This window comes from Pedobacter frigiditerrae (assembly GCF_032678705.1).
Lineage (GTDB): Bacteria > Bacteroidota > Bacteroidia > Sphingobacteriales > Sphingobacteriaceae > Pedobacter > Pedobacter frigiditerrae_A.
On the sequence record NZ_JAVTSS010000002.1, the window covers coordinates 1,543,763 to 1,569,207 of the forward strand.

18 protein-coding genes are annotated in these 25,445 nt (G+C 36.4%); 11 read left to right on the top strand and 7 right to left on the bottom strand.

Annotation, left to right across the window (positions count from 1 at the left end; translation table 11 throughout):
* The first annotated feature begins 103 nt into the window (after positions 1-103).
* From R2Q59_RS17320 to R2Q59_RS17330, 3 genes are all read left to right on the top strand, one after another.
* Complete coding sequence (locus tag R2Q59_RS17320; RefSeq protein ID WP_316786519.1) at positions 104-1,894, top strand: acyl-CoA dehydrogenase family protein; 1,791 nt, start codon at positions 104-106, stop codon at positions 1,892-1,894.
* Between the two features lie 157 nt (positions 1,895-2,051).
* The gene (locus R2Q59_RS17325) at positions 2,052-2,522 is read left to right on the top strand and encodes an FKBP-type peptidyl-prolyl cis-trans isomerase (protein ID WP_316771301.1); all 471 of its coding nucleotides are present in this window, start codon (positions 2,052-2,054) and stop codon (positions 2,520-2,522) included.
* Between the two features lie 7 nt (positions 2,523-2,529).
* Positions 2,530-3,378, top strand: coding sequence for an FKBP-type peptidyl-prolyl cis-trans isomerase (locus R2Q59_RS17330; protein ID WP_316771303.1), 849 nt, complete (start codon positions 2,530-2,532; stop codon positions 3,376-3,378).
* 49 nt (positions 3,379-3,427) lie between these two features.
* On the opposite strand, the gene R2Q59_RS17335 is transcribed toward R2Q59_RS17330, so the two are convergent.
* Both R2Q59_RS17335 and R2Q59_RS17340 read right to left on the bottom strand, forming a co-directional pair.
* Positions 3,428-4,729 carry a deoxyribodipyrimidine photo-lyase gene (locus R2Q59_RS17335; protein ID WP_316786521.1) on the bottom strand — a complete coding sequence of 434 codons (1,302 nt, stop codon included), beginning with the start codon at positions 4,727-4,729 and terminating at the stop codon, positions 3,428-3,430.
* Positions 4,713-5,630, bottom strand: a complete 918-nt coding sequence (locus R2Q59_RS17340; RefSeq protein WP_316786522.1) for a TIGR01777 family oxidoreductase — start codon at positions 5,628-5,630, stop codon at positions 4,713-4,715. Before R2Q59_RS17340 ends, R2Q59_RS17335 begins: the two co-directional genes overlap by 17 nt.
* Positions 5,631-6,117: 487 nt before the next feature.
* Between R2Q59_RS17340 and R2Q59_RS17345 the strand changes: the two genes are divergently transcribed.
* The 5 genes from R2Q59_RS17345 (at position 6,118) to R2Q59_RS17365 (ending at position 13,496) form a co-directional block, all read left to right on the top strand.
* Complete coding sequence (locus R2Q59_RS17345) at positions 6,118-7,404, top strand: DASH family cryptochrome (RefSeq protein WP_316786524.1); 1,287 nt, start codon at positions 6,118-6,120, stop codon at positions 7,402-7,404.
* 110 nt (positions 7,405-7,514) lie between these two features.
* Positions 7,515-10,313 carry a 2-oxoglutarate dehydrogenase E1 component gene (locus R2Q59_RS17350; RefSeq protein ID WP_316786525.1) on the top strand — a complete coding sequence of 933 codons (2,799 nt, stop codon included), beginning with the start codon at positions 7,515-7,517 and terminating at the stop codon, positions 10,311-10,313.
* Between the two features lie 69 nt (positions 10,314-10,382).
* Complete coding sequence (gene odhB / locus R2Q59_RS17355) at positions 10,383-11,600, top strand: 2-oxoglutarate dehydrogenase complex dihydrolipoyllysine-residue succinyltransferase (protein ID WP_316786526.1); 1,218 nt, start codon at positions 10,383-10,385, stop codon at positions 11,598-11,600.
* Positions 11,601-11,836: 236 nt separating this feature from the next.
* The gene (locus R2Q59_RS17360; RefSeq protein ID WP_316786527.1) at positions 11,837-12,541 is read left to right on the top strand and encodes a DUF2490 domain-containing protein; all 705 of its coding nucleotides are present in this window, start codon (positions 11,837-11,839) and stop codon (positions 12,539-12,541) included.
* 64 nt (positions 12,542-12,605) lie between these two features.
* Positions 12,606-13,496: a hypothetical protein gene (locus R2Q59_RS17365; protein ID WP_316786529.1), complete on the top strand. Its 891-nt coding sequence runs from the start codon at positions 12,606-12,608 to the stop codon at positions 13,494-13,496.
* A gap of 205 nt (positions 13,497-13,701) precedes the next feature.
* Here R2Q59_RS17365 and R2Q59_RS17370 read toward each other — a convergent pair whose 3' ends face one another.
* From R2Q59_RS17370 to R2Q59_RS17390, 5 genes are all read right to left on the bottom strand, one after another.
* A complete protein-coding gene (locus R2Q59_RS17370; protein ID WP_316786531.1) occupies positions 13,702-14,367 on the bottom strand; it encodes a hypothetical protein in 666 nt (221 codons plus the stop codon).
* A gap of 147 nt (positions 14,368-14,514) precedes the next feature.
* Positions 14,515-15,177 carry a hypothetical protein gene (locus R2Q59_RS17375; RefSeq protein ID WP_316786533.1) on the bottom strand — a complete coding sequence of 221 codons (663 nt, stop codon included), beginning with the start codon at positions 15,175-15,177 and terminating at the stop codon, positions 14,515-14,517.
* Between the two features lie 550 nt (positions 15,178-15,727).
* Complete coding sequence (locus R2Q59_RS17380) at positions 15,728-16,465, bottom strand: head GIN domain-containing protein (RefSeq protein WP_316786535.1); 738 nt, start codon at positions 16,463-16,465, stop codon at positions 15,728-15,730.
* Positions 16,466-16,613: 148 nt separating this feature from the next.
* Entirely contained in the window at positions 16,614-18,272 is a 1,659-nt protein-coding gene (locus R2Q59_RS17385) for a M1 family metallopeptidase (protein WP_316786537.1), read from the bottom strand.
* Positions 18,273-18,282: 10 nt separating this feature from the next.
* On the bottom strand, positions 18,283-20,160 hold the full coding sequence (locus R2Q59_RS17390; protein ID WP_410478923.1) for a CocE/NonD family hydrolase: 1,878 nt from the start codon (positions 20,158-20,160) through the stop codon (positions 18,283-18,285).
* Between the two features lie 342 nt (positions 20,161-20,502).
* Between R2Q59_RS17390 and lpdA the strand changes: the two genes are divergently transcribed.
* The 3 genes from lpdA (at position 20,503) to R2Q59_RS17405 (ending at position 25,114) form a co-directional block, all read left to right on the top strand.
* Positions 20,503-21,909: a dihydrolipoyl dehydrogenase gene (gene lpdA, locus R2Q59_RS17395; RefSeq protein ID WP_316771322.1), complete on the top strand. Its 1,407-nt coding sequence runs from the start codon at positions 20,503-20,505 to the stop codon at positions 21,907-21,909.
* A 242-nt stretch (positions 21,910-22,151) separates the two neighbouring features.
* The gene (locus tag R2Q59_RS17400; RefSeq protein ID WP_316786539.1) at positions 22,152-23,684 is read left to right on the top strand and encodes a choice-of-anchor I family protein; all 1,533 of its coding nucleotides are present in this window, start codon (positions 22,152-22,154) and stop codon (positions 23,682-23,684) included.
* A 239-nt stretch (positions 23,685-23,923) separates the two neighbouring features.
* Positions 23,924-25,114, top strand: a complete 1,191-nt coding sequence (locus tag R2Q59_RS17405; RefSeq protein ID WP_316786541.1) for an MFS transporter — start codon at positions 23,924-23,926, stop codon at positions 25,112-25,114.
* Positions 25,115-25,445: the final 331 nt, after the last annotated feature.

Sequence of the window (25,445 nt, forward strand, 5' to 3'; positions counted from 1 at the left end):
GTATTGCGTATTGAGACAGAGTCGATAGGTTATCGCAATTAATTAAATAGATTATTAATGAGAGTATTGTCGCAATACGCAATACTCACTACACAATACTAAAATGGAAGCTACAGACAAAAAAACAATTAAAGGTGGCGAGTTCTTAATTACAGAAACCACTTACCAGGATGTATTTATTCCTGAAGAATTTGATGAAGAGCAACAAATGATTGCGCAGACTTGTCGTGATTTTTTAACGCAAGAGATTAATCCAATTTTAGATAGGATTGATACCCAAGAGGAAGGTTTAATGCCATCACTGATGGATAAAGCTGGTGAACTTGGCATTTTGGGAGTATCCATTCCTGAAGAATATGGAGGGTTTGGTAAAAACTTTAACACCTCAATGTTGGTGGCCGATGTTTGTGGAGCTGGTCACTCTTTTGCGGTTGCACTTTCTGCACATACAGGAATTGGTACTTTGCCAATTTTGTATTATGGTAATGCTGAACAAAAAGCAAAATATATTCCTAAGTTGGGAACAGGGGAGTGGAAAGCTTCATACTGTTTAACTGAACCAAATTCTGGCTCTGATGCCAATTCGGGTAAAACAAAAGCAAAACTAACGGAAGATGGAAAACACTATGTCATCAACGGGCAAAAAATGTGGATTACCAATGGTGGATTTGCTGATATCTTTATTGTTTTTGCAAAAATTGATGATGATAAAAACTTGACTGCATTTATTGTAGAAAAGGATTTTGGTGGCATCACAATGAACCCAGAAGAGCATAAAATGGGTATCAAAGGTTCTTCAACTCGTCAGGTGTTTTTTAACGATTGCCACGTACCGGTTGAGAATATGCTTTCTGATAGAGAAAATGGATTTAAAATAGCGGTTAACATTTTAAATATTGGTCGTATCAAATTATCTGCTGCAGCTATAGGCGGTAGTAGAGAGGTTTTGAATCAAGCGGTAAATTATTCGAACGAACGCATTCAGTTTGATAGGCCAATTTCCAAATATGGTGCGATTAGATTTAAAATCGCAGAGATGGCAGCTAAAATTTATGCAGTAGAATCAGCAAATTATAGGGCGGGACAAAACATTGATGATGCTTATGAGGAGTTAGTAGCTGGCGGAATGGATGAGGGAAAGGCAAAGCTGAAATCTACTGAGCAATTTGCTGTAGAATGTGCCATTCTTAAAGTATGGGGTTCTGAAGTATTAGATTACGTAACTGATGAAGGTGTTCAGATTTATGGAGGTATGGGCTTTAGTGCTGATGCACCAATGGATAGAGCTTATCGTGATGCACGTATCAACAGAATTTTCGAAGGTACAAATGAAATCAACAGGCTTTTAACAGTTGATATGATGTTGAAACGTGCAATGAAAGGAGAATTAGATTTGATGACTCCTGCAACAGCGGTAGCGGCAGAGCTGATGTCTATCCCCGATTTTGGCGAAGAAGACACTACATTATTTGCAGTAGAAAAGAAAATCATCTCAAATCTTAAAAAAGCAACTTTAATGGTGGCGGGAGCTGCGGTTCAAAAGTTGATGATGAGCTTATCTAAGGAGCAAGAGATTTTGATGAACATCGCCGATATGGCGAGTTATGTTTACATCGCCGAATCAGCTATGCTAAGAACAGAAAAATTAGTTTCATTAAAAGGAGAAGAAGCTTGTAAAGGTCAAATCGATATGATGAAAATCTATTTTGTAGAAGCCGTTGATGGCACTAACAAAGCTGGTAAAGAAGCTTTATGGGCATTTGCAGAAGGCGATGAGCAACGAATGATGTTGGTAGGTTTGCGTAGGTTCACTAAAATGGAGCCATTTAATGTAAAACAAGCCCGTCAGAATGTAGCACAGCAAATTATTGAAGCGAATAAGTACATCTTTTAAGAAAGCGGAAAGACTAAAGCTAAAAGACCAAAGCGAAGACTATGTCAAGTATACGACCTTCGCTTTGGTCTTTCGTTTTTCAGCTTTGGTCTTGTCTAATTGTTAAATTTGGTTAAAAATTGCGCCATCAGCAATAAAAGCTTATTTTTGTGCAATTATGTTAAAAACCAGAATAATAATTGGTCTTTTTTTAATTGTTGGGGCTTTCTCATCTTGTAAAAAAGATTCATACGATGCAGAAAAGCAAGCGAAAACAGACGAGGCGTTAATTGTAGATTTCATCGCAAAAAATAGTATAGTCGCTGTAAAACATAGCTCAGGTCTTTATTATCAAATCCTATCTCCAGGCACAGGAAACATAGCGATTAATAGCTCAACAAATGTTACCGTAAACTATGAAGGAAGATTATTGAACGGAAGCGTTTTTGATAAATCGTCGGCAGCAGCTACTTTTCCACTAGGAAATTTAATACAAGGCTGGCAAATTGGTATTCCTTTGATACAAAAAGGTGGAAGAATAAGGTTAATTATTCCTTCGTCTATGGCTTATGGAAATACATCACCAAGTTCATCAATACCAGCAAACTCTGTTTTAGATTTCACAATAGATTTAATTGGTGCACAATAATATAAAAATGCGTAAACTAACTACATACACTTTAGCCTTGGTAGGCATGCTTATTCTTTTTAACTCTTGTAAAAAGGAATATGAAACCATCGAAAGTATTGATGATGCAAAAATACAGGCATACATTAAAAAGAATAATTTAACAATGACAAAAGATCCTTCAGGATTTTATTATCAAACAGTTTCTCAAGGAACGGGTGCTCCGTTGTTAAATAAAGACTCTGTTTTATATAATTTGTCTATAGGTTCTTTAGCTGGCGCAAACTATTATACAACTGCAGCTTATACTAATGAAGGAACTTATTTAGGTTATATTAGTCCATCTTCTTATAGAACTGCTTTGGAAGGTGTTAATAGAGGGGCGAAAGTTCGGGTAATTTTGCCTTCTTATTTAGCCTATGGTAAAAACGGAAATGCAACAGTGCCTTCAAATGAAGTGATCATTTCAGACATTACAACTGATATTTTGCCAACTCAATGGCAAATTGACGATAAACGAATTATTGATTTTTTAGCTGCAAAAGGATTAACAGCAACTAAAAGCCCTTTAAGAGTATATTATATTGTAAAAACGGCAGGAACTGGAACTTCGGTTGATATATCTTCAACCATAACTGTAAAATATACAGGTAGAACACTAAATGGGAATGTGTTTGATACCAGCGGCGATAACACAATTGTTTCTCCCTTAATGAGTTTAATAAAAGGCTGGGAAGTACTTTTAGGAATGCAGAAGGGTGCAAAAGTTAGAATTTTTGTTCCATCAGATTTAGGTTATGGACTTAGTGCACAAACAAACATTCCAGGAAGTTCAGTTTTAGATTTCGATATTGAGTTAGTTGATGTGACCAATTAAATAATAAAAATATTTCTAAAAGCCATCAATCTAAAATTGATGGCTTTTTTTATGCCAAAGCTTTTTTAAATGCAGCCAAGATTCTATCCCTTGCAAATGTATGTTCAACTATTGGGATGGGTAATAGTGCATTTTTATATTCAGGAGCCCATTTGTAAACATATTCCATTTTTGGGTCGAATTTTTTAAGCTGTAATTCTGGATTAAAAACCCTGAAATATGGTGCGGCATCATTGCCAGAGCCACAGGCCCATTGCCAACCACCAACATTGCTGGCTTGCTCATAATCTAACAGTTTCTCTGCAAAATAAGTTTCTCCCCATCGCCAGTCTATCAAAAGATGTTTGCATAAAAAACTGGCCACCACCATTCTAACACGATTATGCATAAAACCAGTTTCATTTAATTGGCGCATTCCTGCATCCACTATTGGATAACCCGTTTTGCCTTCACACCAAACCTTAAATTCGGTTTCATTATTTCTCCATTTAATGTTATCATAAGCAGGTTTAAAAGCATGGTTAATAACATGGGGATAGTGCCACAAAATCATCATATAAAATTCTCTCCAAGCTAACTCAGAAAGCCATTTGTCAGCTTTTTGGACTTGCGCTTCCCTAACAACTTCCCTAATGCTTACCGTTCCAAATCTTAAATGTAAACCAAGGTGTGTTGTGGCATCTTTAGCAGGATAGTCGCGTTCTTTATTGTAATCTTTTAGCTTTTTCTCGAAATGATTAGATGGAAATTGCTGATCTGATTTTTTGAACCCTAGCTCCTCTAATGTTAAAAGTGGAAGAGAAGAAGTTTGAAATAAGTTTTTTAGATATTTGCCTGTGGGATAAGATTTAACATAAAAATCATTCAACTTCTTAAGCCATTGGCGATAATAAGGTGTAAAGACAGAATATGGCTTGCCATCATCTTTTACAATTTCACTTTTCTCAAAAATGACTTGGTCTTTGTACGTTTGAAAAGCTACGTCTTCACTCCTTAAAAACTCGCCTAAACTATCATCTCTTTTTGTAGCATAAGGTTCATAATCGTGATTTGCATAAACACCCTTTACATTGTATTCATCTAAAATTGCTGGCCAAGCTTTCTCAGGAGTATCAAATTTTACTAGCAATGAAGAGCCTTTTTTTTCTAGCTCCTCTTTAATTTCAGCTAATGTTTGATAGATAAAAGTTATACGAGCATCACTTTTATTATCTAATTTTTTAAGAATGTTTTTATCGAAAATAAACAAAACCAAAACTGGAAATTTCTCTTTCAGGGCGTAATATAAAGCGGCATTATCTTTTAAACGTAAATCTCTTCTTAACCAACAAATACTAATCTCTTTTTTCATTATAAATTGAATTTAAAGCATCGTCTAAATTTACATAAGCATATTTATAGCCTGCTTCTAAAAGTTTTTTTGCTATGGTGTTATTACTCATTAAGGGTAAAATGCTCATTTCGCCCATGATTGCTTTGAGGGCAAACTTAGGTATATGTATTGGCCAAACAGGTCGATTTATTTTTCCTGCAATTGCTTTTGTTAAAAATTTATTCGAAACTGGAAAGGGTGCGCAAGCATTGTACGGCCCATTCATTTTCTCATCTTCTGCAGCTTTAGTAAAGATTTTAACGATATCGTCTAAATGTATCCATGGCATCCATTGTTTACCTGAACCCAATGGTGCGCCAACAAAAAGCTTAATAGGAGTTTCCATTGCTTTTAAAGCGCCGTCGTCTTTGCTTAAAATTAAGCCTATTCTAATTTTCACCACTCTGATTCCTAGTTCAAGACCTTCATCTGCAGCATTTTCCCATAACTTACAACATTCTGATAAAAATCCCTTACCCACCTCGCTTGTTTCTGCCAAAATCTCATTATCTCTATCTCCATAAAAACCAACAGCAGAAGCAGAAATAAAAGTTGTTACAGTAGCTTTTGTCTCTTGAATAGTTTTATATAAAAGTTGGGCAGATAAAACTCTACTATCAATAATCTCTTTTTTCCTTTCATCGGTCCACTTTTTATCTGCAATGCCTTCTCCAGCTAAATGGATAATTGTATCTATATCCTTTAACGCGTTTGGGTCTATAGTTTGCTTATAAACGTCCCACAAAAAAACATCTACATCTTTTATTTTGGTTTGTTTTCTAGATAAAATGGAAACTTTATAACCTTTTTCTTGCAATGCAGGAATAAGTTGTTTCCCCACTAAACCAGTTGCACCGGTTATGAGAATGTTCTTTGCCATACTATATATACTATAAATGTTTGGTTTTGGTTTAGGAAAGATAGTAATTTATTGCCTTACCATCGATTGAATTAAAGCGATTAGAAAAGCAAATGCAGTAATTGAGTTAATGTTAGTCGGGCTATGCGCTACAATCTTTTGTGTCTTACTAAATTATGAACGCACACAAAAGTATTTCCGCTGCTATCCCGTTTAGTAAACGATTGTCTTTGCAACTATTTAGGGCTGTATGATGCCAAGAACCACCTAATTCTGTTCTTTAAACCCGATGGTAGCGGACACGCAGTAAAGCGCACAGCGGGAACCAATCTTCAAAAAAGCTTATGGATTTGCTTTTCGAATTCCCTAAATTTGAACAAGCTTCATTTTCCATCTTCCATCTTCCATTTTCCTCGAAGTGTGTTATCGCTTTGTAAAAAATAAGATGTTTGGACTTGCAATTGTAAGAATTTGTGCAAATTGCAAGCCAATATAAATGGCTACGGATATGAGCAAAAAGATTTTAGTTTGGTTTAGGAATGATTTACGCCTGCATGATAACGAAATGCTAGTGGAAGCCATTGCCAAGGCCGACGAAATTTTGCCTGTTTATGTATTCGATCCACGTCATTTTGAGCATTCTCGCTATCATACAATCAAGACTGGTATAACGAGAGCTCAATTTCTTTTAGAAAGTGTCGAAGCCATTCGTCAATCATTTCAAAAGTTTGGTGGAGATATTCTAATTGCAAAAGGCCGACCTGAAGATTTGTTGCCAAAGCTAGTCGCCGAATATGAAATTACAGAAGTTTACCACCATAGAGAAGTAGCTAGCGAAGAAACCGCTGTATCTACCCATGTTGAAGATTTGCTTTGGAAACAAAAAGTGAATTTGAAGCATTTTATTGGACATACCCTTTACAATAAGGAAGATTTACCTTTCCCAATAAGAGATATACCTGATGTTTTTGCTCAGTTTAAAAAGAAAACTGAACGTGATGCCATTGTAAAACCTTGTTTTTTAACGCCAGAAAAAATCAATTTTGTTAAGGTGGAAGCTTGGGGAGAATTGCCTAAGTTAAGTGAGCTTATCGTAAATGAAGAATTACAAGTTTCGACCGAGAATTCTGAATTTAAAGGTGGTGAACAAGAGGCTTTCAAACATTTGCATGATTTCTTGCATACCGGTGAGGATATGGCCTTGTCTAATACATCATTAAAGAAAAACGAAGTGGTTTCGAAACTTTCTGCTTGGTTGGCTTTAGGCTGTTTGTCGCCAAGAGAGGTTTATTGGAAAATGAAGGAAGCAGAAGCTAATTATGGTTTAAAGCCTTATTTTAATCAGATTGTTCTAGGTCTTTTATGGCGTGATTATTATCGCTTTATGTTTAAGAAATATAGAAATACATTTTTTAAACCAGAGGGATTTGCTGCCAACTTGAAAACCTTACCTCAGGTAGATAATGATTTATTACAATCTTGGAAAAGCGGGAATACAGGTCAGCCATTGGTAGATGCAGTGATGTATGAACTAAATACTACCGGTTACATCAATAATGCAGCTAGGCAATTAGTAGCTACTTATTTGGTTTATGAATTAGGATTAAACTGGGTAATGGGTGCCGCTTATTTTGAAGAAAAACTGATTGATTATAATCCTGCAAGCAACTGGGGGAATTGGGCAAATATAGCTGGTGTAGGAAACGACCAACGTTTAACTAATAGTTTCAATTTTGAAAAACTACTTAAAATCGTTGACCCTAAAGGTCTTTATAGTCAAGCTGTTAGGGCTTAACTTTTCTGTTAACCAAAAAACAGCTTTTTATTTAATTTAATTGTTAAGTTTATTGCCATTTTTTAAGGTAAAATCCTAATTTTGCAATACTTATCGAAAATAATACACAAATGGATAACTTATCTTATCTCAATGGCGCCAACGCCGAATATATAGAATCCTTATACCAAAGCTATAAAGAAGACCGTAATTCAGTTGAATTTGGATGGCAGAAATTCTTTGAAGGTTTTGATTTTGGCAGAACTTCTGATGCTACATCAGTAAGTACTGAAGCACCTGAGCATTTTTTAAAAGAAATTAATGTTTTAAACCTAATCAACGGTTACCGTCAACGTGGTCACTTGTTTACTAAAACAAACCCAGTTAGAGAAAGACGTAAACATACGCCAACTTTAGCAATCGAAAATTTCGGTTTAGCAGCAAGCGATTTAAATACTGTATTTAATTCTGCTATTGAAACTGGTATTGGTGCGCCTGCAAAATTGAGCGATATTGTTGCTTTTCTAGAGCAAACTTATTGCGTTTCTATTGGTGCTGAATATAAATATGTTCGCACGCCAGAAATCCTAAAATGGATTGAGCAGAAAATGGAAAGCGAACGCAATACACCTAAGTTTTCTATTGATGAGAAAAAACGCATCCTTACTAAATTAAATGAAGCGGTAAGTTTCGAGAACTTTTTGGGCACTAAATTTTTGGGGCAAAAACGTTTCTCATTAGAAGGTGCAGAAGCAGTTATCCCAGCTTTAGATTCAGTAATTGAAAAAGGAGCTGAACTGGGTATTGAAGAGTTTGTGATTGGAATGGCACATCGTGGCCGTTTAAACGTATTGGCAAACATCATGCAAAAAACCTATAAGGATATTTTTGCAGAGTTTGAAGGTAAAGGTTACAGTGCAGATTCTCCATTTGGTGGCGACGTAAAATATCACTTGGGTTATTCTACAGATGTAACTACCAATGCAGGCAAAAGTGTTCACTTGAGCTTATGCCCAAATCCATCTCACTTAGAAACAGTAAATGGGGTTGTTGAAGGAATGTCTCGTTCTAAAATCGACTTCAAATACAGTGGCGACAATAGTCGTTTGGCACCCATATTAATTCACGGCGATGCATCAGTTGCTGGCCAAGGAATTGTTTATGAAGTAATACAAATGGCTAGTTTGGAAGGTTATAAAACTGGTGGAACCATCCACTTGGTCATTAACAACCAAATTGGTTTTACAACGAATTATAAAGATGCCCGTTCTAGTACTTATTGTACAGATATTGCTAAAGTAACCTTATCACCAGTATTCCATGTAAATGGAGATGATGTAGAAGCTTTAGTTTATGCTATTAATTTGGCAATGGAGTATCGTCAGAAATATAAAAATGATGTGTTTATTGATATTTTATGCTACCGCAGATTTGGTCACAACGAAGCAGATGAGCCTAAATTCACTCAACCATTGTTATACAAAGCGATAGAAAAACACGCTAATCCTCGTGATATTTATATCGAAAAATTAACTAAAACTGGCGAATTAGAAGCTGGTTTAGCTAAGGAAATGGAAAAACAATTTAAAGGCCTTTTACAAGAGCGTTTAAATGAAGCTAAAGAAATTACATCAACCTATAGCGATGTTAAATTTGGTGGTGCTTGGGCAGATATGCGTTTAGCAACAGCAAAAGACTTTGATGTTTCTCCAGATACTTCTGTTAAAAAAACTACTTTATTAGAAGTTGCTAAAAGAATTTCTACGCTTCCATCTGATAAAAAGTTCTTCAAAAAGATTGAGAAATTATTTGACGAACGTAATAAAATGGCCACAACTACCCACGTTTTCGATTGGGCAATGGGCGAGCAATTAGCTTATGGAACATTATTGGCCGAAGGTAAAAGAGTTCGTTTAAGCGGACAAGATGTAAAAAGAGGAACTTTCTCTCATCGCCATGCGGTTTTAACTTTAGAAGATTCTGAAGAAGAATATACTCCATTAGCAAATGTTTCTGAGCAACAAGCACCGTTTGACATTTACAATTCACACTTATCTGAATATGGTGTTTTAGGATTTGAATATGGTTATGCAATGGCAAATCCAAATGCTTTAACAATCTGGGAAGCTCAATTTGGCGATTTCTTTAATGGAGCACAAATTGTAGTAGACCAATATATTGCTAGTGCAGAAACAAAATGGCAAAGAGAGAACGGATTGGTGATGTTATTGCCTCACGGTTACGAAGGTCAAGGTCCAGAACATTCATCTGCTCGTATTGAGCGTTTCATGGAGCTTTGTGCAGATTACAACATGCAGATTGCAAACTGTACTACACCTGCTAACTTCTTCCACGCTTTACGTCGTCAATTTAAACGTGATTTCCGTAAACCTTTAGTGGTGTTTAGTCCTAAGAGTTTGTTGCGTCATCCGCTTTGCGTTAGCCCACTTGCAGATTTTACGGAAGGTAAATTTAAAGAGGTAATTGATGATGCGAACGTAAAACCAGCAGATGTTAAACGTGTTGTTTTCTGTAGTGGAAAAATCTATTACGAATTGTTAGAAACACAAAAAACAAATGCCAAAGGCGATGTTGCATTAGTACGTGTAGAACAGTTGTATCCAACTCCTGTTGACCAAATGGAAGCTGTTTACAAACGTTATAAAAATGCTAAAGATGCGGTTTGGGTACAAGAAGAACCAGAAAATATGGGAGCTTGGCCTTACTTGCTGCGTAAATTAAGAAAAACTTCATTTAGCCAAATGGATGTGATTTCTAGAAAAGAAAGTAGCAGTACAGCAACCGGTTATGCAAAACAGCATACCAATCAACAAGCATACATTATTGCAAGTGCTTTCGATGTTCCTGTAACTGAAAAGGTAAAAGAAACTGCAGCAAAAGCAACCAAAAAATTAGTAAATATAGACTAGCGATAAGCGTAAAGCGTTTTGCGTATGAACGCATATCGCTAATCGCCAAACGCCAAACAAAAATACATTATGAGTTTAGAAATAAAAGTTCCGCCAGTTGGCGAATCGATTACAGAAGTAGTTTTATCACGTTGGGTTAAAAACGATGGAGATTTTGTTGAAATGGACGAAATCATCGCAGAGTTAGAATCTGATAAAGCAACATTCGAATTAACAGCAGAAAAAGCAGGAACTTTAAAAATTGTAGCTGCCGAAGGCGATACTTTAGCAATTGGAGCAGTAGTTTGTTCAATTGAAGAAGGTGGAGCAGCTGCAGCACCAGCAAAAACTGAAACTCCAGCAGCCCCAGTTGCTGACAAGGTTAGTGCACCAGTTGCAGAAAAATCTGGCGAAAGCTACGCAACAGGAACTCCATCTCCATCAGCTGCTAAAATTCTAGCAGAAAAAGGTGTTGATGCAGGCTCGGTAAAAGGAACAGGTGTTGATGGTAGAATTACCAAAGAGGATGCTCAAAAGGCTGAAGTTAGCAAGCCAGCAGCGCCTAAAGCAGCTCCATCTCAACCAGTTGCGGCAGCAGTTGCAGGTTCTAGAGGTGAGCGTAGAGAAAAAATGTCGCCTTTGCGTAAAACAGTTGCTAAACGTTTGGTAACCGTTAAAAACGAAACAGCCATGTTAACCACATTTAATGAGGTAAACATGAAGCCAATCATGGATTTAAGAGCTAAATATAAAGACCAATTTAAAGAAAAATATGGTGTTGGTTTAGGGTTCATGAGTTTCTTCACTAAAGCAGTTTGTGAAGCAGCAAAAGATTTTCCGGCAGTTAATGCTCGTATAGAAGGCGAAGAAGTTGTTTACAATGATTTTGTAGATGTTTCTATCGCAGTTTCTGCACCAAAAGGATTGGTTGTGCCAATTATTAGAAATGCAGAAAGCATGAGCCTAGCACAGATTGAAAAAACTGTAATTGAGTTAGCTACAAAAGCAAGAGATAGCAAATTGACAATTGATGAAATGACAGGTGGAACATTTACCATCACTAATGGTGGTGTATTTGGTTCAATGATGTCTACTCCAATTATTAATGCACCTCAATCTGCAATTTTAGGAATGCACAATATTATTGAGCGTCCAATTGCAGAAAATAAAGAAGTAGTTATTCGTCCGATGATGTACATTGCTCTATCTTATGACCATAGAATTATTGATGGACGTGAGTCTGTAGGTTTCTTGGTAAGAGTTAAACAATTATTAGAAGATCCAGCTAGATTATTGTTAGGCGTATAATTTAGACTAAATATCTAGCCCTAATGTTTTTGCATTAGGGCTTTTTTTATTTCAGTTTTGTCATTCCGACTTTGGAGGAATCTCATAGAAAGAATACAAACTTGGAATGCGAATTTCGGGATTCTTCCTTCGTCAGAATGACAAAGTGGGAATATATAATTGGAATATACATTTTGAAGCCAAGGTTCGTGTCTCCACGAACCGCTAATAAGTTTGAGAACTTTAAAAAATATTTGATGAAAAAATTAGCATTAAGTCTATTGCTTTTTATGGCAATTGGAAAAATATCAGCACAAACTAACATTCAAAATTCTGGTTGGTTATTTTTATTAAACAGTACAAAAATTAGTGAGAAATGGGGATTACATTTAGATGTTCAAGCTCGTTCTTCAGATAATTGGGAATATGTTAGAAATGTTCTGGTAAGACCTGGGATAACCTATTTCATTAACAATAGAAATAATGTAACAGTCGGTTATTTATTGGCTACCACTAAAACAGAATTAACTGGAGCTCCTGATGTTAATACCAATGAGCATAGAATTTGGCAGCAATACATTTTTACGCATAAATTAAAATCGAGTTTTGTAGCTCACAGAGCGAGATTAGAACAACGCTTTATTGAACAAACCAATGGTGATGAAATATTTGCACAAAGATTTCGCTATTTCGTTAGATTAATGCAGCCATTGCAAGGTAGGGTTGAAGTGTTTAGTAAAGGTCCTTTTGTTGCCTTGCAAAACGAAGTGTTCTTAAATATCCAAAATAAGGAATTGCTAAATGATAGTTTGTTTGACCAAAATAGATTATACATTGCCGGTGGATATCGCTTTTCTAAACATATCGATTTAGAGGCAGGCTATTTAAATCAATATACTAACGGAATAGCAAGAAACACCTCAAATAGAGTTGCTCAACTGGCCTTATATACAAGGTTTTAGTGATTTAAAGTCATTTTTATTCTTTTAAGTTGTATTGAAAATGTTTTTACTCACCTTTGGGTAAATGAAACGTTCTTCAATCCTCGTATTTGCATTGCTGTTTGGTAGAAAGGTGAGTGCACAAGAAATTATTACACCGCCAGTTAATCAGGTGAAAATTGGTAAAAGTCTTTTTAACAACGATGTTAAGAGGAACTTTTCTCGTAAAGGCGAATGGTTTGTGCATTGGGGATGGAATTTTTCTTGGTACGATACCAGCGATTTAAATTTCAAAGGACCTGGCTATAATTTTACGTTAAAAAATATTACAGCAAAGGATAGACCGTCAAAACTTTCTACAGATTATATAAATCCTTTAGAGTTAACCACACCGCAGTTCAATTTTCGTTTCGGCTATTTTATTAAGGATAATTATAGTATTTCATTAGGTTGGGACCATATGAAATATGTAATGGATGTGCCACAAACAGTAAATGTAGATGGTTATATCAATGCTACTATTTCTGATCCAGCTATACCAACAGGTGCTTATGCAGGTACTTATAACAACACACCGTTAACAGTTAAAGGTGATATGTTAAAGTTTGAACATACAGACGGTTTCAATTACGTAAGCACAGAATTGGAGCGTTATGATGACATTTGGGTAGCTAAATCGCAGAAGAATATGTTAACGATGGAAACAGGTGTTGGGGTTGGTTTAATGATACCAAGAACTGATGTGCGCTTATTCGGAGTTGGCGAAAATAATTTCTGGAATATTGCTGGTTATGGTATTTCTGCAAAAGCAGGATTGAAATTTCACTTCACTAAAAAGTTCTATATTCAAAATACAACAAAGATTGGATTTACCGACTTGTCAGCTATTCACACTACAGGAAGAGACGATATAGATGGAGCAAGCCAAACGATAAGATATTTGGAAAACTTTACGGCGTTGGGATTTCAGTTTTAGAGGGTAGCTGCAGATTCGCAGATTTTATTGTGGGAGTATAACTTCTGTTTTGTATTGGAAGTTAACGGTTTGGGGCTCTGCGTTTGGGCGGGAAATCGAAGCACAAATGTTCAGTTTTGTACAAAAGTTTAATCGAAGAACTGAACTTGAATTTAGCACTTCAGCCGCCATATTGCCAAACGCGTTTAAGCTGCTGTGCTGGGGGCTACACGAACTTCGCATCTCTCCTCAGCGCTGCCTTGTCCAAATCTAAGTCTTTGCTAAACCATTCTTGTAAAATATTTTCAAGTTCGTTTTTGTTAACTGTTGTCGAATTGCGTCTGGATTTTAGATAGTTTTCTCTCGCCATTTTTTCCGTCAATTCTCCAACTGTTTTTAAGTCTATTTCCTTTCCAAATTTGTTTGCAAGATGAAGTCCTGCAATTGAAAAAAAAAGTCCTGAAAGTCCAAATTTCCAATTTATAAATAGTCCGACAAATGCAGCAAATAAAACGATTAATAAAGTCCCCGAAACCAAATAAGTAGGTCGTAAAAATGAAAGCTTGAAACCTAATTTATTTTCAATTTGTCGAACGGCGGAAAGTCTATTTTTTCTTGGCAATATGTCCGCAAGAAGTGTGTCAATTTTTACGTTGTCTATATTTAGTGTCGAACTGATGGCATTACGAAGTTTATAAAATGCTTGCTGTTTTGTGCAATTGTCCGAATGGTCAAGTTCAATTTTGTTTGTAATATGGTCACACAATTCGCCAAATGTCGAAAGTCCTACCAACTCGTTTCCAACGAATTTGATACTAAATGACTTTTCAACTTTTGCAAGTAAGTCTCCAATGTCTTCTGGGTCAATATTGTTCAGTTCGTAGTCGGTCATAGCATAGCAGGTAACGTTTTGCAGATTTGCGATGGGCGGGATTTTTACCACAAATGTTTATGCGGAGCACAAAACTTTCGGCTACCACTACACTGTCTGCGGAGAACGAAACCCCGCCTATTGCAAATGTGCTGTTAGTGGCTGTTTTTATTCGTTTGTCCATTCTCTTTTTGTCCTTGAATAACCTGTAATGTTTCGGTGTTCTCCAAAACTTTTAATTATTAAAGTGTCTGGTGTCAAAGTTATTATTTTCTCTTTGTATGTTATGTTTGACTTGTTGTCGTGTAAAATAAGTGTGTCCTTTGACAAAGAATAGAGCAATGTAAAAACGCTGTCAATATGATTGTCCACAAAAACGGTTGTGTCTGCAAATGACAAAGTGTGATACATTGTCCACTTGTTGAGATACCATTCTCCTTTGATGTCTTCTGTGGTAATTTGTCGTGTCGTTCTCCTGTCAATGCTGTCAAGTTGGTTTTGAAACTTTGTCCACCAGCCTTTTCCATATTTGTTTTCTAAATGGTCAACAACTACTCTGTTGTAGTAGTCTGTTCCGTTGAGAATGTCTGTCGTTACGTTACAACCGTGGAGAGAAAAATTAAAGCCATATGAATTAGCAAGTTTCTGTTTTTGTTCAAAGTTTAGCGGCAGTTCTCCAATTTCTATTATTCGAACTTCTTCATTCTTTATATCTTGTTGAGCAGTCCAAAAGTTGTATGGCGTAAAAAGTCCGAACATAAAACGAAGTCCAAAGTAAAGTCCACCGAGTAGCAAAAGTGTCAGAAGTCCATATGTGATTTTTTGTTTCAATTTTCTTGTTTCTGTCTTTAATTGGTGTGTCGTCCTAAAATAGCCACTAACTCGTCGCTTGGCGCAACTCCATTTCGTTTTTAATCATTTATAAACGAATATAAACGTTTAATATCCGATTATTAAATTAATTATATTATTGATTATTACTTCCTAGATTAACCTTTCACGCATTTGCTGTTTTTTTTTGCACTACAATTTGTGTATAGACCTGATAGCGTGTAAATACTTTTTGAAGCAGAAACTTTCGTAAACCGCGTTAACCCTGCCAAAAAGATTGCAACAATAGCAGGGCTTGCTTTAATTGGAATACCGAAATTGCTCTTCAAAACAGTCAATGCAAGAATATTCTGATAGATTATTGTTGTTTCATCTCCATTCCTTGGTGGGTGTTATTAGCAACCAGAGGTTTCAACAATTTTTTCGGCTACTGGCTACAGATTTCTCCTCGTGAAGAACTCGTTCGAAATGACGAGAACTGGAGGGTATAAAAAAAGCTCCCCGATTTAATATCGAAGAGCTTAAGCTTTTTCTTGTGTGTCAAAAGCGTTTATATTTTTCTTACTCGGCCAGAGCCAATTACTCTTTGTTCAACTGTAGCGTTGCCGCTGTAATTTATACTACCAGAACCGCTAACTACCGCATCGATATGGTCTTCTGCATTAACATATACAGAACCAGAGCCACTAATTACCGAAGTTAGTGAGCCTACAGAAAATCCTTTTTTAGTAAGCGAGCCAGAACCGCTAATGGTTATTGTTGCTTTATCGGCTTTGCCTGAGATATTTAAATTTCCAGAGCCACTAATTACACCAGTATAACTATCAACATCTATTGCTGCAGAAATGCTACCAGAGCCACTTAAGGTAGAAGCTAAAGTTGAACCTTTTATGCTTCCTTTTACAGACATCGCTCCGTTGCCACTCATTGTTAAACTCTTTATAGTTTTTGCAGAGACATAAGCTGTAATTTTTTTATTCTCGTATTTTCTAGCCCAGCTCGTCCAGCTGTTTTGAGGTCTAATTACTAAAACGTTGCCTTTTACTTCAGTAATTAAAGTGGCAATTGCATCAGCGTCGCCTTCAAATCTTAAACTTTCTGTAGTTCCTAAAGTAATTACTACATCAATTGGTCCACCAGCGGCAACACCATTAAAATTTTTCACATCTCTATCTTCTTTTTTGAATTTAGATTTGCCAATAACTATTGGATAAGCTGCCAAAACTGGTTCAAGGCTCAATGAGGCAAGAACCAAAATAAGACTAAATGATAGGAATATGTTCTTCATGGTTTTAATGTTTTCTTATAAGACGAGCGTTGTAAGGTAAAAGTTGCATGGTTAGGAAAAATAATTTGGTCATTCCGAGGAACGAGGAATCTCACGAGGTGGATTTTTAGCATGAGATTCTTCGCTGCGCTCTGAATGACAAAGATTTCTACTCTCCCTTCTTCACCCTCACGTAAAAATTAGGTTCGGCTTTAAAGTTATCCATCGTTACAGATTTATCAATTTTACTTGATTTCCATTCGTTGGTAGGCTTAATTAGCATGTATTCTTCTGTCGTAAGCGAAACTTTAACTGGCATGTCAAAACCTGTTACATCGGTTATCCAACGGTAGGTTAAAACACCATTGTTTATTTTATATTCTAATACTGGAATTTTTGAATAACGTAAATACTGATCAAATACTTTGTCTAGTTTTAATCCACTTTGTTTAGCTATATAAGCCTCAACCTCTGCAGAGGTGGTTGTTTTATGGTAAAAAGTACTATTTATTCCTCGTAGTATCGACCTGAATTTTTCATCATCATTAACCAGTTGGCGGATGGTATGAATCATGTTTGCGCCTTTTGGATACATATCTCCACTGCCTTCCTTGTTCACGTTGTAAGGGCCAATAATTGGGGTACGATTGCTAATTCCCCTGCGTAAACCAATTAAATAAGCTTCGCCTGCTGGTTTGCCTTGGGTAGATTCTGTAAATAAGGCTTCAGAATAAGTAGTAAAACCTTCGTGTACCCACATATCGGCAATATCTTTTGTGGTTACATTATTGGCAAACCATTCGTGACCACTTTCGTGAACCGTAATGTAATCCCATTTTAAACCATAACCAGTTCCAGACATATCGCCGCCTAAATAACCTTTTTTAAATTGATTGCCATAAGCAACTGCACTTTGATGCTCCATGCCTAAATGTGGTGCCTGAACCAATTTATAACCATCTTTATACCAAGGATAAGGTCCAAACCAATATTCGAAAGATTTTAACATTGGTTTCACATCTGCATCCCAATGCGGACGAGCAACTGCGCTATCTTCTTTTAGCGACCAAAAGTCTAGGGTTAATGGGCCTTTTTCGCCTTTATAAGTGTCTGTCCAGTGTGCATATTTGCCAATATAGAATGAAACAGTGTAATTGTTAATCGGATTGCCAATAAACCAATTGTGTTGTTTGTAACCATCTCCTTTATCTACAACACTGCGTAAACGACCATTAGAAACTTCATCCAAATCTTTTGGAACGGTAATGCTAATTAGCATGCTATCTACCTCATCGCTTTGATGGTCTTTATTTGGCCACCAAACACTAGCGCCTAAACCCTGACAAGCAACTGAAACGAATGGATTGCCTGATTTGTCTTTTTTGAAAATAAAGCCACCATCCCAAGGTGGGTTACGAGCAATTGGCGGATTGCCATTATACCAAACTGTAAAGCTATCCTTACTTCCCTTTTTTATAGTTTTTGGAAAAGTTACATACACTGCGCCAAATTCACGAGTGTAAGGAACTTCGGTTCCCTTATAAATGATTTTATCAATTTTTAAGTTCGCAAATAAATCGAATTGCAACTTATTGAAATCTTGTGTTGCTGTAAACTTAAATTCATTGCTACCGCTCACAGATTTATCATCCATATTAATTTTCACATCTAAATGGTAGTAATTAATATCATAACACATACGTAAAGGAGTAAGCATACCTCTTAAGGTATCTGCTCTTGTATATTCTTTTTTATTAACCATCAGTTGTGCGCTTGCACTATAACTGAATAAAAAAAGAACTAAAATCGAGAGAATTATTTTCTTCATTGTGGTTTGTTTATGGTTTTAGAACACTCACTGTTATGAATGAACTATTATTTGTATCGTGGTAAATTTTATGAGTGGCTTTTTGAAAATCTGATGGCTGTGCCTGATAAATATCCATAAACTTTTGTGGGTTTCTATCCGCCAAAGGGAACCAAGAATTTTGAATTTGAATCATAATTTTGTGTCCTTTTTTAAAAGTATGCGCTACATCTGGCAATGGATAATTAACTTTTGTGATTACGCCAGGGACAAATGCTTCAGGTTTTTCGAAACTATTGCGATACTTTCCACGCATAATTTCGCCACGAACTAACATCTGGTAGCCACCCATAATTAGGTTTTTAGGGTTTGGAACTGGGTTTGGTGCATCTTCTGGATAAACATCAATCAGTTTTACTACATAATCTGCATCTGTTCCGGTAGTAGAAACCACAAGGTTGGCCAAAACTGGTCCGGTTAAAGTAATGTCTTCGGTTAAAACATCGGTTTGATAAACTTTTACATCTGGTCTGCGAGCAGCAAAACGCTGGTCGTCTATCATATATTCTCTTGTTCTTTTGTCTTGTATGCCAGCCTGATATGGAACAGGGGCATTGGGGTCACTTACATATTCATCCCAACTATCGGTTCTGCCAACCTTTGCGAAAGACAACTTCCCGTTAGGCTGTAAGTATAAATTTCTGCTTTCTGTTTCTGCAGGTGGCCAAGTTTTAAATTTCTTCCATTCGTTACTACCCGTTACAAAAATATTGGCTTCTGCAGCATTAAAATTGCCTTCGCCCTTTAAATAGAATTTGAAAAATGGCAACTCAATATTCTGTTGGTAATAAGTGCTTGTAGGCTGACCAAATTGGATATCGCCAAAGTATGAACCATCACTACGAACCCAGCCACCATGATACCAAGGTCCGGCAACTAAAATGTTATTAGCCCCAGGATTTTGTTTCTCAATAGCTTTATAGGTAGCAAATGTTCCATAAGCATCTTCCGCATCAAAAAAGCCTCCGACAACCATTACAGCAGGCTTGACGTTAGTTAAATGAGGCAAAATTACTCTGTCTTTCCAAAAGTCGTCCAAGTTTGGATGTTTAAATAAATCATTCCAGAACTTAATACTATCTGCAAAATATTTGTCTTTTAAGTTTTTAATCGAACCAGCTTCTAGATAAAAACGGTAATCATCTTTAATTGGAATTTTAATGCCTTTTGGCCCTTTATCTGGCGTAATAGGCTTAGGACGAGGAACACCAAAACTGCTCATGAATTTAAAGGCATCATTCAAAAATAACACACCTCTGTGATGAAAGTCATCGCCCATGTACCAGTCTGTTACTGGTGCTTGAGGAGAAACAGCTTTTAAAGATGGGTGTGCATTTGGTAATGAAGTTGTAGAGTAAAAACCAGGATAAGAAATCCCTGAGATACCAGCTTTGCCATTATTGTTCTGAATGTTTTTAACCAACCAATCTATTGTGTCGTAGGTATCTGTACTTTCATCAATTGCTTTATTACCTTTTTGTGTAGTTTGCGGTCTAACATCCTCAAATGTTCCTTCACTCATCCATTTGCCACGCACATCTTGGTAAACAAAAATAAAACCTTCTCTCATTAAAGCAGGAAAAGTTCCCAAGCTCAGTTTATATTTATCCTCACCGTATGGCGCAACAGTATAAGGTGTACGAGAGATTAAAAATGGATATTTTTTATTTTGGTCTTTCGGAATGTAGATAGACGTGAATAGTTTAACACCATCACGCATCACAATTTGTCGTTCTATTTTAGTGTAATGACTTCTTACATATGCAGAATCTGTTTCTTGAGCATACAGATTAGTTGCTGCGAAAACTGAAAATAACAGGAGGGTAGAGAGTATAAAACGCTTCATCATTTTATGGGATTTTAATAAAGCATAAATATATTAACTAGTTATAAGTATTTAATAGGAAGTATCAAGATTGTGATGTAGTAGGATGTAAGATGTAATATGGAAAATGTAAGATGGAAATAGCAATTAAACAATCTTACAATTTAATAATCCCATAATGAACCAATGAACCAATGAACCAATGAACCAATGAACCAATGAACCAATGAACCAATGCACCAATGAACCAATGCACCAATGAATCAATCTAACAATCCCTCTCTCTAACTTTACAACATTCCAACATTCTAACATTTCAACTTTCCAAGGTAATCCGTAACTTAGCCACATAAAAATTAAAAAGATATGCAATACGATGTAGTTGTAATTGGTTCCGGTCCGGGCGGTTATGTAGGTGCCATTCGCTGTGCACAGTTAGGTTTGAAAACAGCAGTAGTAGAAAAATATAAAACTTATGGCGGTACTTGCCTAAATGTAGGTTGTATTCCATCAAAAGCTTTGCTAGATTCTTCTGAGCATTTCCACAACGCAGCACATTCTTTTACAACTCACGGTATCAACTTAAAAGATTTAAAGGTTGACATGAAACAAATGATTGCTCGCAAAGACGACGTTGTTTCTCAAAATACTGCAGGTATCACTTATCTTTTCAAGAAAAATAAAATTGATGCATTTGAAGGTGTTGGTTCATTTGTAGATAAAAATACCATCTTAATTACCAAAGGTGATGGTTCAACTGAAACAATCACAGCTAAAAATGTAATCATCGCAACTGGTTCAAAACCTACGGCTTTACCTTTTTTACCAATCGATAAAAAACGAATCATTACTTCTACTGAAGCTTTAAACATTAAAGAAGTTCCAAAAACGATGGTCGTTATTGGTGGTGGCGTAATTGGTTTAGAGTTAGGTTCTGTATATGCTCGTTTAGGAACAAAAGTTTCTGTTATTGAGTTCATGCCATCTATCATTGCTACCATGGATGCTGGTTTAGGTAAAGAATTACAGCGTGTTTTAAAGAAATCTTTAGGTATGGAATTCTTTATGGGACACAAAGTTACTGGTGCAACAACTAAAGGTAAAACAGTAACCGTTACTGCAGATAACGCCAAAGGCGAAGCAGTATCATTCGAAGCAGATTACTGTATTGTTGCGGTTGGAAGAACCGCGTACAGCGAAGGTTTAGGTCTAGATAAAATTGGCATTACGGTTGAAGAGAGAGGTAAGAAAATTCCTGTAAATACACATCTAGAAACGTCTGTTCCAGGTGTTTATGCCATAGGCGATGTAATTACTGGTGCCATGTTAGCTCACAAAGCAGAAGATGAAGGTATTTATGTAGCAGAAACTATCGCTGGTCAAAAACCGCACATCAATTATAACTTAATCCCAGGTGTGGTTTACACTTGGCCAGAGGTTGCTTCAGTTGGACAAACAGAAGAACAATTGAAAACTGCTGGTGTGAAATATAAAACTGGTTCATTCCCTTTCAAAGCAAGTGGAAGAGCAAAAGCAAGTATGGATACTGATGGTTTTGTTAAAGTTTTAGCAGATGAAAAAACGGATGAAGTTTTAGGTGTACACATGATTGGTCCTCGTGCTGCAGATATGATTGCTGAAGCTGTTGTTGCCATGGAATTCCGAGCATCTGCAGAAGATATTGCAAGAATTTGTCACGCCCACCCAACTTATACTGAAGCTTTAAAGGAAGCTGCAATGGCAGCAACTGAAAATAGAGCGATACATATTTAAGATGTGAGAAGCTAGATTTGAGATATGAGATTGAAAAGCCAGTAAGCAATTACTGGCTTTTTTGTTGTTAAACAATTCCCCTCCCTTGGAGGGGTGCCCAAAGGGCGGGGTGGTAATTTCAATTAAACAAGCCGCTGGTCTAGGTTTGATTTCAAACTCAAAACTTAATACAAACATAACTTATAGCAAATATAGGTTTGAGTGGTAGGGAATATTTTTGCGGTTAGATAAACAGATAAAAAATGACCCTAAAAACGAAACTATTTACTGCACTTGCATTTTTTGCAATAGCAATCACATCTTGTAAAAAGAACGACCCATTAATTCCAATTAATGTAGATACAGAAGAAATAGTCCCTGAAAAAATTGACAGTTTTTCTGAAACGGCAATGATTGATTTAGGTGGTGCAACTGCTTCAGAAATTTCAGCTTACGACCCATCAACCAAAAAATTATTTGTAGTAAGTAATGATGGTGGCACTAAAGTAGAAGTGGTAGATTTAAGCGCTTATCCAACTGTTACTAAATCAAAAACATTAACCTTTGCAAGCAATGCAGGTATTAATAGCGTAGCAGTAAGCAATGGTTTATTGGCAATTGCGTTAAATGGCGTTACTCCTCAATCTAATGGAGATATTGTTGTTTTAAAAACATCAGACTTGTCTGAAGTTAAAAAAATTAGTGTGGGTGCTATGCCAGATATGGTAACTTTTAGTCCAGATGGTAACTACATCATTTCTGCAAATGAAGGCGAACCTAACGATGCATATACAATTGACCCAATTGGTTCTATCTCAATTATTGATGTAAAAAATAGCTATACCGTTAAGACCTTAGATTTCGCTGGTTTTGAAAGTTCAAAAGCTACCTTAGTTGCTGCTGGTTTAAGAATTTACGGACTCAATGCAAGCTTTGCTCAAGACATTGAACCAGAATATGTAGCTGTAGCAGGAGATTCAAAAAAAGCATTTGTAACTCTACAAGAAAATAATGCAGTAGCAGAAGTAGATTTAGTTGCTGGTAAAATCACTAAAATATTGCCATTAGGAACAAGAGACATCAGCCTTGCAGACAATGCTTTTGATGTGAGTGATAAAGACAGTAAAAAACAATTAGGTACTTGGCCAATTAAGGCATTTTATTTACCAGATGCTATTTCTTATTTTTCTGTTAACGATAACAACTATTTAGCTTTAGCTAATGAAGGAGATACACGTGGTTGGGCAGGATTTAATGAAGAAGTAAGAGTAAAAGATTTAATGCTTGACCCAACAAAATTCCCTACAGCAGCAACTTTAAAACAAGATGCTAACCTTGGCAGGTTAACCGTTACAAGGTCTTATGGAGATATTGATGGCGATGGAGATTATGATGAATTATATGCAACAGGTGGAAGGAGCTTGAGTATCATCAATGCCACATCAGGTATTTTAATTACCAATATTGGTAAAGATTTAGAGCAAAGAGTAATTGATGCTGGTAAATATGATGATGACCGCTCAGACAATAAAGGAGTAGAAGTAGAAGGTGTTACCGTAGCTAAAGTAAACGGAAGAACCTTAGCTTTTATTGGAATGGAAAGAGTAGATATGATTGCTACTTATGATATCAGCATTCCTTCCAAACCAGTATTCGTACAATTATTTGCCACTGGCGATGCCCCTGAAGGTTTAATGTTTGTAAAACCAAAAGATAGTCCGAATGGGAAAAGTATGTTAATCGTGTCAAATGAAGATGACGGAACAGTTAGGTTTTTTCAACCAAATAAATTGTAAGAGAGTCTGAAAGTCAGTAAAGACTTGAAAAGATATATTTCATTAAAATGCCAGTAAGCAATTACTGGCATTTATTTTATTTGAGCTGTAAGTCTAAGTTTATCGAAGACTGTAGAGTCCTTCGACTACGCTCAGGATGACTTACACTTATTATTTCCAAATGATAAAAACCACTTTCTTTTGCCAATAGATTTAAGGAACTTTGCAATTCGCAATAATCATCTTTGGCCAACCACATTATGTCCGAAATCATAGAAACTCCAGTTTTACAAGATTCTTTTCAAGACCATCCTTACAGCAAGAAAAGAGTAAGACTAGCGGTTTCTTTATTCTATTTCGGACAAGGAATTGTTTTTGCCTCTTGGGCAAGTCGTATTCCTGATTTAAAAGCATCAATGCAACTTTCAGATGCAGCATTAGGGAGCATTTTGTTAGCATTACCCGTTGGACAATTGTTAACCATGCCCATCTCTGGTAGGTTAACCACCATTTTTGGTAGCAGAAGAATGTTAACTATTGCAACACCTCTTTATGCCTTAGCACTAACTTTCATAGGCTTGGCAACTGCGGGTTGGCAATTGGCTTTATGTCTTTTTCTATTTGGCGTAACGGGAAATTTATGCAACATCGCTTTAAATACACAAGGCGTTTCTGGCGAAAAGTATTATGGTAAACCCATCATGACTTCCTTTCATGGCGCTTGGAGTGTTGGTGGTTTTTCAGGAGCTTTAATTGGCTTATTAATGATTAACCTTGAGCTTTCTCCCTACATTCACTTTTGCATTATTGCCTTATTGGCTTGGATGCATATTACCATTAATTATCGTTATTTGTTAGGCGGACAAAAACCAACAACCACAGAGAAACCAAAACTGTTTACAAAACCCCAAGGCGTATTGGTGCAATTAGGTATTATAGGTTTTTGTAGCATGGCCACAGAAGGAGCAATGTTCGATTGGAGTGGGGTTTATTTTAAGGATATAGTAAAAGCGCCACAAGCCTTAGTCATTTTAGGTTATACTTCCTTTATGATCATGATGGCTACCGGAAGGTTTTTAGGCGATAAAGTAATCACAAAATATGGCAGAAAAAGATTATTACAAGTAAGTGGTGTAATTATCTCTATTGGCATGTTTACTTCTGTTATTTTCCCATTTTTAATCCCATCGGTATTTGGGTTTATGCTGGTTGGTATTGGTGTTTCTGGTATTGTGCCTATGGTTTATAGCATTGCAGGTACAAATACCAAAGTTTCTCCAGGCATTGCAATTGCAATGGTTTCTGGTGTCAGTTATTTTGGTTTTTTAATGGGTCCGCCTCTAATTGGTTACATTTCTGCATTATCTAGTTTGCGTTATTCTTATGCGGTTATCGGCTGTTTTGGGATTTTAATTACAGCTATTGTGGCCAAAATTAGTGCGATTAAATAAGAATTGAGTAGAGCGAATTGAGATTAGGGTTTGAAAAACAATGGCAGTGGTTTTTGGCTTCCCGATAGCTATCGGGAGCAGCCCTGCTATACGCTACAAATTTTGCTTGTTGGTCTTCGACTACGCTCAGACTGACAACAACCAAAATTTTCGCTGCTATCAGGTTTATTTAACAAAGTGAGGGGTTCTTGGCAGCTTGCAACCCTAAATAGTAGCAAAAACAGAAGTTCAATAAACGGGATAGCAGCGGAAATACTTTTATGTCATCCTGAGCGAGCTTGCACTGAGCGAAGACGAAGTGAAGGACATAAAAGATTGCAGCGAATAGCCT

Coding starts and splice junctions, on each gene's coding strand:
- R2Q59_RS17365 (WP_316786529.1), top strand. CDS start 12,606: ATGAAACGTTCTTCAATCCTCGTATTTGCATTGCTGTTTGGTAGAAAG.
- R2Q59_RS17335 (WP_316786521.1), bottom strand. CDS start 4,729: ATGAAAAAAGAGATTAGTATTTGTTGGTTAAGAAGAGATTTACGTTTA.
- R2Q59_RS17360 (WP_316786527.1), top strand. CDS start 11,837: ATGAAAAAATTAGCATTAAGTCTATTGCTTTTTATGGCAATTGGAAAA.
- R2Q59_RS17385 (WP_316786537.1), bottom strand. CDS start 18,272: ATGAAGAAAATAATTCTCTCGATTTTAGTTCTTTTTTTATTCAGTTAT.
- R2Q59_RS17340 (WP_316786522.1), bottom strand. CDS start 5,630: ATGGCAAAGAACATTCTCATAACCGGTGCAACTGGTTTAGTGGGGAAA.
- R2Q59_RS17370 (WP_316786531.1), bottom strand. CDS start 14,367: ATGACCGACTACGAACTGAACAATATTGACCCAGAAGACATTGGAGAC.
- R2Q59_RS17350 (WP_316786525.1), top strand. CDS start 7,515: ATGGATAACTTATCTTATCTCAATGGCGCCAACGCCGAATATATAGAA.
- odhB (WP_316786526.1), top strand. CDS start 10,383: ATGAGTTTAGAAATAAAAGTTCCGCCAGTTGGCGAATCGATTACAGAA.
- R2Q59_RS17325 (WP_316771301.1), top strand. CDS start 2,052: ATGTTAAAAACCAGAATAATAATTGGTCTTTTTTTAATTGTTGGGGCT.
- R2Q59_RS17380 (WP_316786535.1), bottom strand. CDS start 16,465: ATGAAGAACATATTCCTATCATTTAGTCTTATTTTGGTTCTTGCCTCA.
- lpdA (WP_316771322.1), top strand. CDS start 20,503: ATGCAATACGATGTAGTTGTAATTGGTTCCGGTCCGGGCGGTTATGTA.
- R2Q59_RS17330 (WP_316771303.1), top strand. CDS start 2,530: ATGCGTAAACTAACTACATACACTTTAGCCTTGGTAGGCATGCTTATT.
- R2Q59_RS17405 (WP_316786541.1), top strand. CDS start 23,924: ATGTCCGAAATCATAGAAACTCCAGTTTTACAAGATTCTTTTCAAGAC.
- R2Q59_RS17345 (WP_316786524.1), top strand. CDS start 6,118: ATGAGCAAAAAGATTTTAGTTTGGTTTAGGAATGATTTACGCCTGCAT.
- R2Q59_RS17320 (WP_316786519.1), top strand. CDS start 104: ATGGAAGCTACAGACAAAAAAACAATTAAAGGTGGCGAGTTCTTAATT.
- R2Q59_RS17400 (WP_316786539.1), top strand. CDS start 22,152: ATGACCCTAAAAACGAAACTATTTACTGCACTTGCATTTTTTGCAATA.
- R2Q59_RS17390 (WP_410478923.1), bottom strand. CDS start 20,160: ATGATGAAGCGTTTTATACTCTCTACCCTCCTGTTATTTTCAGTTTTC.